Origin of the sequence: Mesorhizobium sp. M0621, from assembly GCF_040320745.1 — a bacterium.
Taxonomy (GTDB): domain Bacteria; phylum Pseudomonadota; class Alphaproteobacteria; order Rhizobiales; family Rhizobiaceae; genus Mesorhizobium.
Genome location: NZ_JAMYQF010000011.1, coordinates 24,481 through 37,059 on the forward strand (window position 1 = coordinate 24,481; position 12,579 = coordinate 37,059).

A 12,579-nucleotide genomic window follows, 5' to 3' on the forward strand; every position below is an offset into this window, starting at 1 on the left:
GATAGCGGATTTACGGCATCCGTCACCTGATGTTCTCCGGCACGCATTTTTACGGGATGAAACGTAAGCCGCCCGGCGTTAGTGTGGCATTCTCACCCCTCAAGGAGGCTTCGATGCATAAAAGAATGCTGATCCAGGCGGCGACTGCCCTTGTCGCACTGCAGTTCCTTGCCGTTCCGGTGTTCGCCGCCGGCAGCGGTGGCGACACTAATACGACTACCCAATGCAAGAAGGGCATGGTCTGGGACAAGAAGAAGAAGAAGTGCGTCGCGCCCCAGGAAGGCATGCTGGACGATGACAGCATCTACTATGCAGGGCACGACCTGGCGATGGCCGGGCGTTATGACGAGGCGATTGCCGTGCTCAGCCTCGCCGCCAACAAGCAGGATCCGCGCATCCTCAACTATCTCGGCTATTCGCACCGCCATTCCGGCCGCGTCATCGTCGGCCTCGGCTATTACGAAGAAGCGCTGCGCATCGATCCCAACTACACGCTGGTGCGCGAATATCTCGGTGAAGCGCATCTGCAGATCGGCGATCTCGCCGGCGCGCAGCAGCAGTTGATGGAGATCGAGAAGCGGACCGGCAAGGGCTCGCGCGAATACGGCATGCTGGCTGAGCAGATCGACCATTTCATGCGGAGTTGAAAAGGCCCCAGGGCTATTCGAAGCGGCCGTGAGCGATCGCGGCCGCTTTTTTGTTACCCCTCAGTCTCATTGGCCGCCCCCGACCGATGAAAGCGGGGATGATTTTTGCAAAACCGATTTTTGGGCGTGAAAAACCCGCGAAGATTGCTATATTCGGGGAAATTGCGGTGACACGGTTCCGTTAGCTCGAGGCTGTCGGACCGTTTTCTTTTTGTACCCATCGACTAGGCTTCCCCCGAAACGCGGGGGTGGCAGCAGGAAAGGCAGGCATCATGAACAAGGTCCCGATGACAGGCGAGGGGTTCGCGTCATTGAAGGAAGAACTGCGCTGGCGCCAGCAGGAAGAGCGGCCGCGCATCATCGAGGCGATCTCCGAAGCGCGCTCGCATGGCGACCTGTCCGAGAATGCCGAGTATCATGCCGCCAAAGAGGCGCAGAGCCTCAACGAAGGCCGCGTCAACGAGCTTGAAGATTATATCGCGCGCGCCGAGGTGATCGACGTGAGCAAGCTCAGCGGCGACAAGATCAAGTTCGGCGCCACCGTGGTGCTGGTCGACGAGGACACCGAGGAAAAGAAGACCTACCGGATCGTCGGCGACCAGGAAGCGGACGTGAAGTCCGGCCGCATCTCGATCTCCTCGCCGATCGCCCGCGCGCTGATCGGCAAGGAAGTCGGCGACGCCATCGAGGTCAACGCGCCGGGCGGCGCAAGGGGTTACGAAATCGTCCAGGTGCAGTTCATCTAGGACCTTTGATAATTCTACTCTGGCGGCCGACTAGCGCGGTTTTCTGCGCTTCCGGTGCGTACTTTAAGTATGCCCCAGAACGAATTCTGAAAGGTTCTATGCCGGCGCTTGTGACCTAAGGGCCAGCAGCCTGTCAGCCTCCGTCATCACATCAGTCGGCGCAACACGCCCCCCAGGTGCCGCCAAAAGCGTCGATGCATAGGGCCCGCGTGGGCCGGTGAGGCCCGGCTCGGTCGCCAGGAAAACCGCGACCGTCGGCAGGCCGAAGGCGCTGGACAGGTGGGTCAGCCCGGTGTCGGCGCCGATGACGAGCGTCGAGCGACCCAAGATGGCGGCGATCTCGGCCAACGGTGATTTGGGCACCACGACAGTTGACGGAATAGCGCTGGCGATCGCTTCGGCCACGGCTTTTTCGCGGTCGTTTGACCAGGTGGTGACCGGCGTCATGCCGCGATCCACAACGAGGCGGGCGGTTTCGATCCAGTCCTGGATGGGCCATTTCTTGTCTTCGCGGCTGGTGCCGTGCAGCAGGAAGGCGGTTTTCCCGGCGATGCCGGCCAGAGTGCCGGCCGGCGGCACAATTCCGGAGGCCAGCGTCGAAAGATCGGGCTGATAGCCAAGCGCCAGGCCGAACAGCCGTCGCGTCCGTTCGATGGCGTGCAGGTCGCGTGGCACGGCATAGGTGACGTCGTAGAGCAGCGTCGCTGAAGGTTCGCGCGCACTCGACCGGCCGAAACCGGCAATCGGCGCGCCCGCCTGTCTTGCCACCAGGGCCGATTTCAGCAGGCCTTGCGCATCGATGACCAGGTCGTAGCGGCAATCGCGCAAGGTACGGCGCAAGCCGGCCGCTTCGCGCCAGATGCCGCCGTCGAACAGCGTCTTGCGCCAGCGCCGGATCGCCACCGTGTGGATTTTGTCGATCGCCGGGTGGAGCGCGACGATGCCGGCGAACGCCTCTTCGACGCACCAGTCGAAGGTCACGTCCGGTCGGTTGCGGCTGGCATCCTCGACGGCCGGAAAGGTGTGGATGACATCGCCCATCGACGATGTCTTGACGATCAGCACCTTCATGCCGCGGCCGGGATTTCCAGCAGGCGGCCCGCCGCCGCCGCGACCTGGCCGACTTCAAGCGTCTTCAGGCAGTTGAGGTGGCCGAGCGGGCAGATTTTCTGGTGGCAGGGCGAGCATGACAGGCCAAGCCAGACCAGCTCCCGATGTTCGGCCAGCGGCGGCGTGTTCTCAGGCGAGGTCGAGCCATAGACGGCCACGATCGGCGTGCCGACGGCAGCGGCGACATGCATCAGCCCGCTGTCATTGGACACCGCGAGCCTTGCGGCAGCGATCAGGTCGATGGCGTCCTCCAGCCGCGTCTGCCCGGCGAGGTCGACGACGCCAGGGGCAAGTGCTGCGATCTCCGCCGTCACGTCGCGGTCGTTCTTCGAGCCGAACAGCGCGACCTTCAAACCTTTGTCAATGAAGCCGCGGGCAAGACCGGCATAGCTTTCGCTCGGCCAGCGCTTGGCCGGGCCGAATTCGGCGCCGGGCATCAGTGCCGCGAATTTTTGCGGCGCTAGGCCGAAACGGTCGAGCAGATCAACCTGGTTTTTCGTGTCCACGCTCAGCCGTGGCGCCCGGAAGCTGCCGCCTTGGGCGAGGCCGAAATAAGCCTGCGCGGTGCGCCGTTTGACGCTGTCGGGCAGCGCTACGATGTCGGTCAACAGGCCATAGCGCATTTCGCGCAGATGACCGACACGGCGCGGAATGCCGGCAAAGAACGGGATCAGCGCCGATTTCCAGCTTCCCGGCAGGATATAGGCCACGTCGTAGCGGCCGCGCAGCAAGCGGCCGAAGCGGCGGCGATGGGTGAATTCCAGAGCGCCGGGTTTGAGCGGAAAGTCGATCTGCTGGCGGATTTCGGGCATGCGCTTGACCAGCGGTGCGGCCCAGGCCGGCGCCAGCACATCGATGGCGGCGTTGGGATGCAGCTCCTTGAGCGCCGAAAACAGGCACTGCGCCATCACCATGTCGCCCACCCAGCGTGGGCCGATCACGAGGATCGTTGGGCTTTCAGCCATTCGACATAGTCTCTGACACCGGTTTCCACTGTCCGGAATTGGCCATTATAGCCGACCGTGCGCAAATGGGACATATCAGCTTGCGTAAAGCTCTGGTAGCTGCCCTTGAGGTGGTCGGGGAATTCGATGAACTCGATCTCACCCTTGCCCAGCGTATCGATCACCGTTTCGGCGATGGCGCGGAAGGGCTGGGCGCGGCCGGTGCCGCAATTGAAGATGCCGCTCGAGCCGCGCTTCCACAGCCACAGATTGACGTCGGCGACATCGCCGACATGGATGAAATCGCGGCTTTGTTCGCCAGGCCCGAAGCCATCATAGGCGCCGAACAGTTTCGGGTTCTCGCCGCGTTCGACCTGGTTGAACAGATGGAAGGCGACCGAAGCCATGGCTCCCTTGTGCGCCTCGCGCGGGCCGTAAACGTTGAAATAGCGCAAACCTGCGACCTGGGAGTGGTCGGTATCGAACACCGTTCGCCTGACATAGTCGTCGAACAGCTTCTTGGAATAGGCGTAGACGTTGAGCGGCCGCTCGAGCGCCGGGTCCTCGCGAAACTCCGAGCCGCCGCCATAGACGGAAGCCGAGGAGGCGTAGAGGAAAGGCACGCGCAGCACCTGGCTTGCATGCAGCAGCCGTTTCGAGAAGGCGTAATTCACCTCCATCATGAATTTGCCGTTCCACTCGGTGGTGGTGGAGCAGGCGCCCTGGTGGAAGACGGCCTCGATGCGGCCGAGCGAACCTGCCTCCATGCGGGGCAGGAAATCGTCCTTGTCGAGATAGTCGGCGATCTGCAAGTCGGCGAGATTGGCTGTTTTGTGGCCGTCGGTGAGGTCGTCGACGACAAGGATGTCGTCATGGCCTTCGGCATTCAGTGCGGCGACGATGTTGGAGCCGATCATGCCGGCGCCGCCCGTGACGATGATCATGTTGCTGGCCCTGATATGCGTTTCACTTGCCGATTCCGGGCCCTTATAAGGGAGGCAGGGTGGGCTGTCGATAAAGCAGGCGTGGTCGCCCGATCCGTCATTTCTTATGCTTGTCTATTTTGTCTATTTTGTCTATTATGTGTAAAACGGAGTGGCCTATGAAGCGCTATCCATCGACCGATCTGAAACAGAATCTTGGAGACGTGCTCGCGGCAGCCAGCCAGCAGCCTGTCTCCATCACTCGTCACAACAAGCCGAGATACGTCCTGATGAGCATAGAGACCTACGAAGCTCGCTTCGTCAACGATAGCCGCCGCGTCTACGCGACCAAAGACGCCCCACCCGAACATGTCGAGATGCTTGAAGAATACATGGCGGAGTTGGATCGTGAATAGACCCATCGCCGCCGACGTCTGGAGATATCCATATCTGTGGTATGGCCAACACGGAGACGGCGAGACCGAAGGCCGCAAGACACGGCCTGTCGCCTTCGTGGCCGTCCTTCCTGGGAAAGCCGGCGGTACGAATCTCTTCATCCTTGCAATCACTTCCACGCAGCCGGGCCGCGATCGCATTGCCGCCAGCATCCCGGAAATTGAACGCCGCCGCGCAGGCCTCGACCCTATCCCTCTTTGGATCATCGTCGATGAGTACAACCACGATATCCTAGAAACGTCAGCCTATTTCGAACCGGGTGCGCGCATCGGCGCATTCAGCCCATCATTCCATAAGAAAATCATGTCCGCTTTTATCGCGGCTGTCCGCACGGGTCGGTCCAAAGCCATCCCGCGCGCGGACTGAACCGACAGGACAGAGGCATGATCGTGAGGGACCAATAATGCCGTCGACCGAACTGCTCCTGGCGTTCTTCGCCACCACGGCGATCTTCGCCTATATTCCGGGCCCGGCCATGCTCTATGCCGCCGCGCAGACGATGGCACGCGGCCGCTGGTCCGGGCTGACGGCGGCACTTGGCATCCATCTGGGCGGCTATGTGCATGTTTTCGCCGCCGCCGCCGGGCTGTCGGTGCTGTTTCACGCCGTGCCGACGCTCTACATGGCGGTCAAGCTGGTCGGCGCGCTCTATCTGATCTGGCTCGGCGTCTCGCTGTTTCGCAAGCGCGTGGAGGGCGATGTGGCGCTGCCGGCGATCGAGCGCAAATCGGCACGACGTGCCTTTTTCGAGAGCATCACCGTCGAGGTGCTCAATCCCAAGACGGCGATTTTCTTCATGGCGTTCCTGCCACAGTTCATCGATGCCTCGGCGGCGTTTCCGGTCTGGCTGCAGTTCATCGTGCTGGGCACGATCGTCAATCTGATGTTCTCCTCGGCCGATGTCGTCTGCGTGTTCCTGGCGGGTGCCGTGATTGGCCGCTTGCGGCGTTCGAGCCGTGCCCAGCGGCTGATGCAGCGGACTGGCGGCGCGGTGCTGGTGGGGCTGGGCGTCCATGTCGCCTTGCAGAAGAGCTGACCGGGCCGTCGCGGCCATGCCTTGCCGTTGCGCTGCACGGATTTGCGGTATATCGGCTTCGCCATGAACGATCGGGCCTGTCTGACGATGATGACCAGCAAGATTGAAATCGGCCTTTTCCACGCGTTGCCAGTGACATGATCAAGCACTATCCGCCTTCCCCCGAATCCCTGCACCGCGCCATTGCGCGGTTCGGCCAGGCTACCGTGCTGGTGGTCGGCGACTTCATCCTCGATCGTTTCGTCAACGGCGTCATCGAGCGGATCTCGCCGGAAGCGCCGATCCCAGTGCTGCACGGGCGCGGCGAGACCTCGACGATGGGCGGCGCCGGCAATGTCGTGGCCAACATCGTTTCGCTCGGTGCTACCGCTGTTCCCGTCTCGGTGATCGGCACCGATGTGGCGGGCGACAGCCTGGTGCGCATGCTGCGGGAACTTGGCGCCGATACGGCGGGCCTCGCGCAAGAGCGCGGCCGCATGACCTCGTCGAAAAGCCGTTTCAGCGCGCTCAACCAGCAGGTGCTGCGCTTCGATGAGGAGGAGATCAAGCCGCTCGGTGCTGCGGAGCGCGCCGGTCTGATCAGGCATTTCCGCGCCGCGCTGACGCGCGCCGACATCGTCATCCTGTCCGACTACGGCAAGGGCATCCTGCTCGACGGTGTCGCCGCCGACCTGATCGCCATCTGCCGCGAGGCAGGAAAGCTGGTGCTGGTCGACCCGAAGGGCCGCGACTATGCGCGCTATGCCGGGGCGACCGCCATCACCCCCAACCGCAAGGAGCTTGGCGAGGCCGTCGGCCATGCGGTGTTCGCCGATGACGAGATTGTGGCTGCGGCGCGCCAGCTGATTTCGGCGCACGGCTTCAACTTCGTCGTCGCGACGCGCAGCGAAAAGGGCATGAGCGTGGTCGGTCCGACCGAGGCGCGCCACATCGCCACCCAGGCGCGCGAAGTGTTCGACGTTTCGGGCGCCGGCGACACGGTGATCGCGAGCTTCGCGCTGGCGTTGGCCGTAGGCGCCGACAACGTCATGGCCGCCTCGATCGCCAATGCCGCCGGCGGCGTCGTGGTCGGAAAACGCGGCACTGCCCGGCTGACGGCCGAGGAACTCACCGGCGCGCTGTTCCGCTCACATGGACCGACCGCCCACAAGGACGCCATCCTCGATGCCACATCGGCCGCGCGCATGGTGGCGGCGTGGAAGGAGGAGGGCCTCAGCGTCGGCTTCACCAATGGCTGTTTCGACATCCTGCATGCCGGCCATGTCAGTCTCTTGCACGCGGCGCGCAGCCAGTGCGACCGGCTGGTGCTCGGCCTCAACAGCGACGCCTCGGTGCGGCGGCTGAAGGGCGCCGGGCGACCGGTCAACGACCAGCACGACCGCGCCTGCGTGCTCGCAGCCCTTGCCTCGGTCGATGCGGTTGTGGTGTTCGAGGAAAGTACGCCGCTGGCGCTGATCGAGGCCTTGCTGCCCGACATACTGGTCAAGGGTGCCGATTACACGGTCGATACCGTGGTTGGCGCCGATGTGGTGCAGAAGGCTGGCGGACGCATCGTGTTGGTCGATCTCGTCGCCGGCAAGAGCACCACCGGCACCATTGGCAAATTGCGTGCCGGCGGCGCGACAAACTGAGGTTTTCATGTCCGACTTGAACGATTACCTGGTCCGCTCGGCGGCAGCGATTTCCGCCATGGTCGAGCGCGACCTGACCGGCGAGATGGAGCGGGCGGTGAGCGCCGTGGTGACGGCGCTTTCGTCGGGGAAGGCCTTGCTGATTGCCGGCAATGGCGGCTCGGCGAGCGACGCCATCCACATCGCCGGTGAACTGGTCGGCCGCTTCCTGAAGGAGCGCAAGGCCTACAACGTCATCGCGCTGCCGGCCAACGCAGCTGTGCTGACTGCCTGGGGCAATGACTATGGTTTCGATACCGTGTTTTCACGCCAGGTCGAGGCGCATGGCTCGGCCGGCGGCGTGCTTTTGGCGATCTCGACCAGCGGCAATTCTCCGAGCATCCTCGCCGCGGCCGAACAGGCGCGGACGATGGACATGACGGTGATCAGCCTGACCGGCGACACCGGCGGCAAGCTGAAGCCGCTGACAGACATCTTGCTCAACGTGCCGTCGACCTCGACGCCGATCATCCAGCAGGGGCATCTGTGCCTCTATCATCATCTGTGCGAGGTGGTCGAAGCGCGCCTCAGCGATGGCTGACCCCACGACGTCTGGCCGCCGCTATCCGCTGGAGGAGCCCGGCCTATGGGTCGAGCGGATCGGCCGGACGGTGTTTCCCGCTGGCACGCCGGCGCTGTTCCTCGACCGCGACGGCACCATCAATGTCGATACCGGCTATCCCGATGATCCGGCCGAAATGGTGCTGCGCGAGGATATCGCCGAGGTGATCGCCGCCGCCAATCGGGCCGGCATTCCCGTCATCATCGTCACCAACCAGTCGGGCATCGCGCGCGGCTATTACGGCTGGGGCGATTTCGCCGCCGTCAATGGCCGCGTGTTCGACCTGCTGCGCGCCGACAACGCATCGGTGGATATGGTCCTCGCCTGCGCCTATCACGAAGCGGGCTCCGGCCCGCTTGCGATCGCCGATCATCCGATGCGCAAGCCCAATCCGGGCATGCTGCTGGAGGCGGCCAAACGGCTCGAGCTCGATCTGCAGCGTTCGCTGATCGTCGGCGACAAGAAGGCCGACATGGAGGCGGGACAGCGCGCCGGCCTCTCGCAGGGCTGGCTGGTCGACGGGCAAGCGGCTGTTCAACCGTGCTTTACGGTTAGGCCCTGGCGCGACCGCGAGGATTTCGGCCGCCTGCTCGCCGCGATAGCGGCACTTGGCGCCGTGTCGGGCGAGCCGTGATGGCTCACACCGGATCGTTGTCTCGCCAAGCCTCATAAAGCTTGGCCTCGGTGGCGAACGAATACACCATCACCATCATCGAATAGACGAAGCCGTGCCGGCCGCACAGGAAGTAGCGCTTGGCCAGGTAGAACTTCAGGAAGTTGCCGAGCGGCGACAGCACCAGTTTTATCAGGCCGGGCTTCTTGCCCCGTTCGACCAGCGTGGCAACCTTGAGGCTGGAATAGGTGTTGGCCCTGGCAAGATCCTCGGCGATAGTCATTTCGCGGCGGTGCAGCAGCACGCCATTTTCAATCGTGCCGGTTTCGCCCGGCACCTCGAACGATTCATGGACCCGCAAGTTGAGGTCCATGGTGGCCTTGTCACGGCGGAAAAGGCGCAGCAGCCTGTTGTGCAGCACCCAGCGGTGCGCATAGCCATAGCCCTTCAGCTTGTCGCGGCGTCTTACGTACCACCCGTCGAAGGCATTATTGCGAGGCTGCGTCACGTCCATGATCGACCGCCTGAGCAGATCGTCGATGGCCTCGTCGGCTTCAATCGAAAGGCACCATGGCTGCGTGGCCTGATCGAGCGCGAATTGCCGCTGGCGTGGAAAACCGGGCCAATCGTTGTGAAACAGCCTTATCGGGTAGCCCTTGGCGACGAACTCCTGAACGACATCCAGGGTGCTGTCCGTCGAACCTGAATCGACGACGACGATCTCGGCGCAGAAGTCGACGCTTTCCAGGCACTGACCGATCATGTCGGCTTCGTTCATGCAGATGATGAGCGCCGAAACGGGGCTAGCAAATCGAGTCATGATCTCACCCCGCGGCACCCTGTTCTCGGAATTTGCGCTGGTTGCGCCATCTCTTTTTTAGCAATCCCGGACGGGAACCGTTACACATTTTTCCCGGAATTGCTCCAGGAAACCCACCAGAGCGGGCACGGCAAAACGATCCGGCTTTCTACACGAGAGGCTATCGAACGCCAAAGCGGCCCTGGTGTGGCGAAGCCGAGAATTCGCATCGCCGTTCGACCGGCTCAAGCCTGTGCGAACGAGACCAGCCCTTCGTCCTTGACCCGGCGGATGGTGAGCGCGGTGCGCACCGTGTCGACATTGGGGGCAGAGGTCAGTTCCTCGATGACGAAGGTCTGGAAGGCGCCGAGGTCGCTCGCCACGCAATGCAGCAGGAAATCGGATTCGCCCGACACCATCCAGGCGTCGCGCACGATCGGCCAGCCTCGGGTGCGCTCGGCAAAGATGCGCAGCTCGGCGTCGGCCTGGTGATGAAGGCCGATCAGGCAAAAGGCGACGACATCGAGACCGAGCGCCGGCGCGTTGAGCAAAGCGCGGTAGCCGCGGATGATGCCGGCTTCCTCCAGCCGCTTGACGCGGCGCAGGCATGGCGGCGCCGAAATGCCGACGCGGTTCGACAGTTCGACATTGGTCATGCGGCCGTCGCCCTGCAGTTCGCGCAGGATCTTCCAGTCGATGGCGTCGAGGTCGGCCTTGAGCGGCATGAGGGCTCTCGAGAAGTCAGCGGCAACGCGCAAGAATCTTGCGTGATTTCGTAATTAAACGACTTCGCTGTCCATTCCATCCCTCGCCCGGAATTTTTCGGGATCAAGCGGAGGGAAGGGTGCGACAAAGCTTTCCGGGGACGAACGCCAACTTGCCTTGCTGGCGTCGTGGGCAACACTTACATTACGCGCGATAGCGACGAGTTTTCCATGCCGTAATTGCCGGCAGCCCTCCACAGAGGCTTTAGATGACCACCAAGCATGCGCCCGTTCTCATCATCGGATCCGGTCCGGCCGGCTATACGGCGGCGGTCTACGCCGCCCGCGCCATGCTGAAGCCGATGCTGGTCGCCGGCCTGCAGCAAGGCGGCCAGCTGATGATCACCACCGATGTCGAGAACTATCCCGGCTTCGCCGACCCCATCCAGGGTCCGTGGCTGATGGAGCAGATGCTGAAGCAGGCCGAGCATGTCGGCACCGACATCATCAACGACATCATCACCGAGGTCGATCTCAACGTACGGCCATTCCGTGCCAAGGGCGATTCCGGCACCACCTACACCGCCGACGCGCTGATCATCGCCACCGGCGCGCAGGCCAAGTGGCTGGGCATCCCGACCGAACAGACCTTCATGGGTTTTGGCGTCTCGGCCTGCGCCACCTGCGACGGTTTCTTCTATCGCGGCAAGGATGTCGCGGTGATCGGCGGCGGCAATTCGGCGGTGGAGGAGGCGCTCTATCTGTCGAACCTCGCCAAAAGCGTGACGGTCATCCATCGGCGCAGCGATTTCCGCGCCGAACGCATCCTGCGCGAGCGGCTCCTGAAGAAGGACAATGTCCGCGTTATCTGGGACACGATCGTCGACGAGATTACCGGCCGTCCCGGCAAGACGCCGCTGCCGCCTTCGGTCGAAGGGCTGAAGCTTAAGCATGCGGTGACCGGCCAGGAAACGCACCTCAAGGTCGATGGCGTGTTCGTGGCGATCGGTCACGCACCGGCGGTCGAACTGTTCGCGGGCAAGCTGAAGCAGAAGCCGAACGGCTATCTGTGGACGGCGCCGGATTCGACCCGCACCGACGTGCCCGGCGTGTTCGCGGCCGGCGATGTTACCGACGACATCTACCGCCAGGCGGTGACGGCGGCGGGGCTAGGCTGCATGGCCGCACTCGAGGCGGAGAAATATCTGGCCGGTATCGAAGTGCACCGCGAAGCGGCCGAGTAGAGAGTTCAGAAAGCGGCTTAGAAACGCCGTGTAAAAGCCTGATTTTTCATTCAGACGCCAAACAGAACGAGGGGAATCATGGCGTTGGACTGGGACAAGCTTCGCGTCTTTCACGCTGCGGCGGAAGCGGGGTCGTTTACCCATGCGGCCGAGACACTGCATCTGTCGCAATCGGCGATCTCGCGGCAGGTCAGCGCGCTTGAGCATGATGTCGGCGTGCCGCTGTTCAACCGCCACGCCCGCGGGCTGGTGCTGACCGAGCAGGGCGAGATGCTGTTCCGCACGGCGCATGACGTGCTGATGAAGCTGGAGACCATCAAGTCACGGCTGACCGAGACCAAGGACCGCCCCTCCGGCGTGCTCAGGGTGACGACGACGGTGGGTCTGGGCGCCGGCTGGCTGACCGAGCGGGTGCAGGAGTTCATCGAGCTTTACCCCGAAATCAGCCTGCAGCTGATCCTCGCCAACGAGGAACTCGACCTCACCATGCGCCAGGCCGATTGCGCCATCCGTCTACGCCAGCCCCAGCAGCCGGACTTGATCCAGCGCCGCCTGTTCACCGTGCATTTCCACCTCTACGCGGCGCCTTCCTATGTCGCCAAGCACGGCAAGCCGGCTTCGGTCGCCGAGCTGAAGGCCCATCGTATCGTCACCTTCGGCGTGCCCGTGCCCGCGCATCTGTCGGAGCTGAACTGGCTGGAAACGGTCGGCGATTTCGAAGGCGGAAAAAGGGTGCCGACGCTGCAGATCAACGACATATTGTCGATCAAGCGCGCGGTGCAGGGCGGCGCCGGCATCGCCATGCTGCCCGATTACGTGATCAGCAAGGACTCCGACCTGGTGCAGTTGCTGCCGGAAACCGAAGTGCCGTCCTTCGACACCTATTTCGCCTATCCCGACGCGATGAAGAACCAGGCCAAGCTGCACGTCTTTCGGGACTTCATCATTGCCAAGGCCCGTAGCTGGTCGTTTTAAGGGGCATATCGATATTCAGGTCAGGCCGGCCCGCGGACGAGGGCTTCCTGCGCTTCCGGTACTCACGGACCCAACTGTCCGCCGTTCCGGTTCTCGGAATCCCCCGCTCTCGGCTCGGCCTGACCTGAATCTCACATGCCCCATGTGGCC

The 12,579-nt window shown here is 63.1% G+C and carries 15 protein-coding genes; 10 read left to right on the forward strand and 5 right to left on the reverse strand.

The features are described 5' to 3' along the window. Window positions 1–113 precede the first annotated feature (113 nt). A complete protein-coding gene (locus tag NKI38_RS10360; RefSeq protein WP_352657045.1) occupies window positions 114–647 on the forward strand; it encodes a tetratricopeptide repeat protein in 534 nt (177 codons plus the stop codon). A gap of 272 nt (window positions 648–919) precedes the next feature. After that, window positions 920–1,393 (forward strand): transcription elongation factor GreA, encoded by a 474-nt coding sequence (gene greA / locus NKI38_RS10365; protein WP_013530066.1) that lies wholly within the window; start codon window positions 920–922, stop codon window positions 1,391–1,393. Window positions 1,394–1,489: 96 nt separating this feature from the next. On the opposite strand, the gene waaC is transcribed toward greA, so the two are convergent. From waaC to rfaD, 3 genes are read right to left on the reverse strand one after another with little or no spacing between them, the layout of a single operon-like run. After that, the gene (gene waaC, locus NKI38_RS10370) at window positions 1,490–2,464 is read right to left on the reverse strand and encodes a lipopolysaccharide heptosyltransferase I (RefSeq protein WP_352657048.1); all 975 of its coding nucleotides are present in this window, start codon (window positions 2,462–2,464) and stop codon (window positions 1,490–1,492) included. Next, window positions 2,461–3,468, reverse strand: a complete 1,008-nt coding sequence (gene waaF, locus NKI38_RS10375) for a lipopolysaccharide heptosyltransferase II (RefSeq protein WP_352657050.1) — start codon at window positions 3,466–3,468, stop codon at window positions 2,461–2,463. The genes waaC and waaF overlap by 4 nt, the downstream gene beginning before the upstream one ends. Further along, entirely contained in the window at window positions 3,441–4,391 is a 951-nt protein-coding gene (rfaD, locus tag NKI38_RS10380) for an ADP-glyceromanno-heptose 6-epimerase (protein WP_352657051.1), read from the reverse strand. The genes waaF and rfaD overlap by 28 nt, the downstream gene beginning before the upstream one ends. A 158-nt stretch (window positions 4,392–4,549) precedes the next feature. Between rfaD and NKI38_RS10385 the strand changes: the two genes are divergently transcribed. The 6 genes from NKI38_RS10385 to NKI38_RS10410 all read left to right on the forward strand — a co-directional run bounded on the left by NKI38_RS10385 (window position 4,550) and on the right by NKI38_RS10410 (window position 8,728). Beyond that, entirely contained in the window at window positions 4,550–4,786 is a 237-nt protein-coding gene (locus NKI38_RS10385) for a type II toxin-antitoxin system Phd/YefM family antitoxin (protein WP_352657053.1), read from the forward strand. Beyond that, window positions 4,779–5,192, forward strand: coding sequence for a hypothetical protein (locus NKI38_RS10390; RefSeq protein WP_502899287.1), 414 nt, complete (start codon window positions 4,779–4,781; stop codon window positions 5,190–5,192). Before NKI38_RS10385 ends, NKI38_RS10390 begins: the two co-directional genes overlap by 8 nt. Before the next feature lie 37 nt (window positions 5,193–5,229). Beyond that, window positions 5,230–5,862 carry a LysE family translocator gene (locus tag NKI38_RS10395; RefSeq protein ID WP_352657057.1) on the forward strand — a complete coding sequence of 211 codons (633 nt, stop codon included), beginning with the start codon at window positions 5,230–5,232 and terminating at the stop codon, window positions 5,860–5,862. A gap of 137 nt (window positions 5,863–5,999) precedes the next feature. After that, entirely contained in the window at window positions 6,000–7,493 is a 1,494-nt protein-coding gene (rfaE1, locus tag NKI38_RS10400; protein WP_352657059.1) for a D-glycero-beta-D-manno-heptose-7-phosphate kinase, read from the forward strand. A 7-nt stretch (window positions 7,494–7,500) separates the two neighbouring features. After that, window positions 7,501–8,073: a D-sedoheptulose-7-phosphate isomerase gene (locus NKI38_RS10405; RefSeq protein WP_352657060.1), complete on the forward strand. Its 573-nt coding sequence runs from the start codon at window positions 7,501–7,503 to the stop codon at window positions 8,071–8,073. Then, window positions 8,066–8,728, forward strand: a complete 663-nt coding sequence (locus tag NKI38_RS10410; RefSeq protein ID WP_352657062.1) for a D-glycero-alpha-D-manno-heptose-1,7-bisphosphate 7-phosphatase — start codon at window positions 8,066–8,068, stop codon at window positions 8,726–8,728. The genes NKI38_RS10405 and NKI38_RS10410 overlap by 8 nt, the downstream gene beginning before the upstream one ends. 4 nt (window positions 8,729–8,732) lie before the next feature. Here the strand turns inward: NKI38_RS10410 and NKI38_RS10415 are convergent, their stop codons facing one another. Then, complete coding sequence (locus tag NKI38_RS10415) at window positions 8,733–9,527, reverse strand: glycosyltransferase family 2 protein (protein ID WP_352657064.1); 795 nt, start codon at window positions 9,525–9,527, stop codon at window positions 8,733–8,735. 224 nt (window positions 9,528–9,751) lie between these two features. After that, on the reverse strand, window positions 9,752–10,231 hold the full coding sequence (locus NKI38_RS10420) for an Lrp/AsnC family transcriptional regulator (protein WP_352627686.1): 480 nt from the start codon (window positions 10,229–10,231) through the stop codon (window positions 9,752–9,754). A gap of 248 nt (window positions 10,232–10,479) precedes the next feature. On the opposite strand from NKI38_RS10420, the gene trxB reads away from it, so the two are divergent. Beyond that, window positions 10,480–11,454: a thioredoxin-disulfide reductase gene (gene trxB / locus NKI38_RS10425; RefSeq protein WP_352657065.1), complete on the forward strand. Its 975-nt coding sequence runs from the start codon at window positions 10,480–10,482 to the stop codon at window positions 11,452–11,454. A gap of 78 nt (window positions 11,455–11,532) precedes the next feature. Next, a complete protein-coding gene (locus tag NKI38_RS10430; protein WP_352627688.1) occupies window positions 11,533–12,429 on the forward strand; it encodes a LysR family transcriptional regulator in 897 nt (298 codons plus the stop codon). Window positions 12,430–12,579 lie beyond the last annotated feature (150 nt).

What these genes read in the sequence shown, in the direction of transcription:
- NKI38_RS10360 (WP_352657045.1), top strand. Translation starts at nt 114, where the DNA reads ATGCATAAAAGAATGCTGATCCAGGCGGCGACTGCCCTTGTCGCACTG.
- greA (WP_013530066.1), top strand. Translation starts at nt 920, where the DNA reads ATGAACAAGGTCCCGATGACAGGCGAGGGGTTCGCGTCATTGAAGGAA.
- waaC (WP_352657048.1), bottom strand. Translation starts at nt 2,464, where the DNA reads ATGAAGGTGCTGATCGTCAAGACATCGTCGATGGGCGATGTCATCCAC.
- waaF (WP_352657050.1), bottom strand. Translation starts at nt 3,468, where the DNA reads ATGGCTGAAAGCCCAACGATCCTCGTGATCGGCCCACGCTGGGTGGGC.
- rfaD (WP_352657051.1), bottom strand. Translation starts at nt 4,391, where the DNA reads ATGATCATCGTCACGGGCGGCGCCGGCATGATCGGCTCCAACATCGTC.
- NKI38_RS10385 (WP_352657053.1), top strand. Translation starts at nt 4,550, where the DNA reads ATGAAGCGCTATCCATCGACCGATCTGAAACAGAATCTTGGAGACGTG.
- NKI38_RS10395 (WP_352657057.1), top strand. Translation starts at nt 5,230, where the DNA reads ATGCCGTCGACCGAACTGCTCCTGGCGTTCTTCGCCACCACGGCGATC.
- rfaE1 (WP_352657059.1), top strand. Translation starts at nt 6,000, where the DNA reads ATGATCAAGCACTATCCGCCTTCCCCCGAATCCCTGCACCGCGCCATT.
- NKI38_RS10405 (WP_352657060.1), top strand. Translation starts at nt 7,501, where the DNA reads ATGTCCGACTTGAACGATTACCTGGTCCGCTCGGCGGCAGCGATTTCC.
- NKI38_RS10410 (WP_352657062.1), top strand. Translation starts at nt 8,066, where the DNA reads ATGGCTGACCCCACGACGTCTGGCCGCCGCTATCCGCTGGAGGAGCCC.
- NKI38_RS10415 (WP_352657064.1), bottom strand. Translation starts at nt 9,527, where the DNA reads ATGACTCGATTTGCTAGCCCCGTTTCGGCGCTCATCATCTGCATGAAC.
- NKI38_RS10420 (WP_352627686.1), bottom strand. Translation starts at nt 10,231, where the DNA reads ATGCCGCTCAAGGCCGACCTCGACGCCATCGACTGGAAGATCCTGCGC.
- trxB (WP_352657065.1), top strand. Translation starts at nt 10,480, where the DNA reads ATGACCACCAAGCATGCGCCCGTTCTCATCATCGGATCCGGTCCGGCC.
- NKI38_RS10430 (WP_352627688.1), top strand. Translation starts at nt 11,533, where the DNA reads ATGGCGTTGGACTGGGACAAGCTTCGCGTCTTTCACGCTGCGGCGGAA.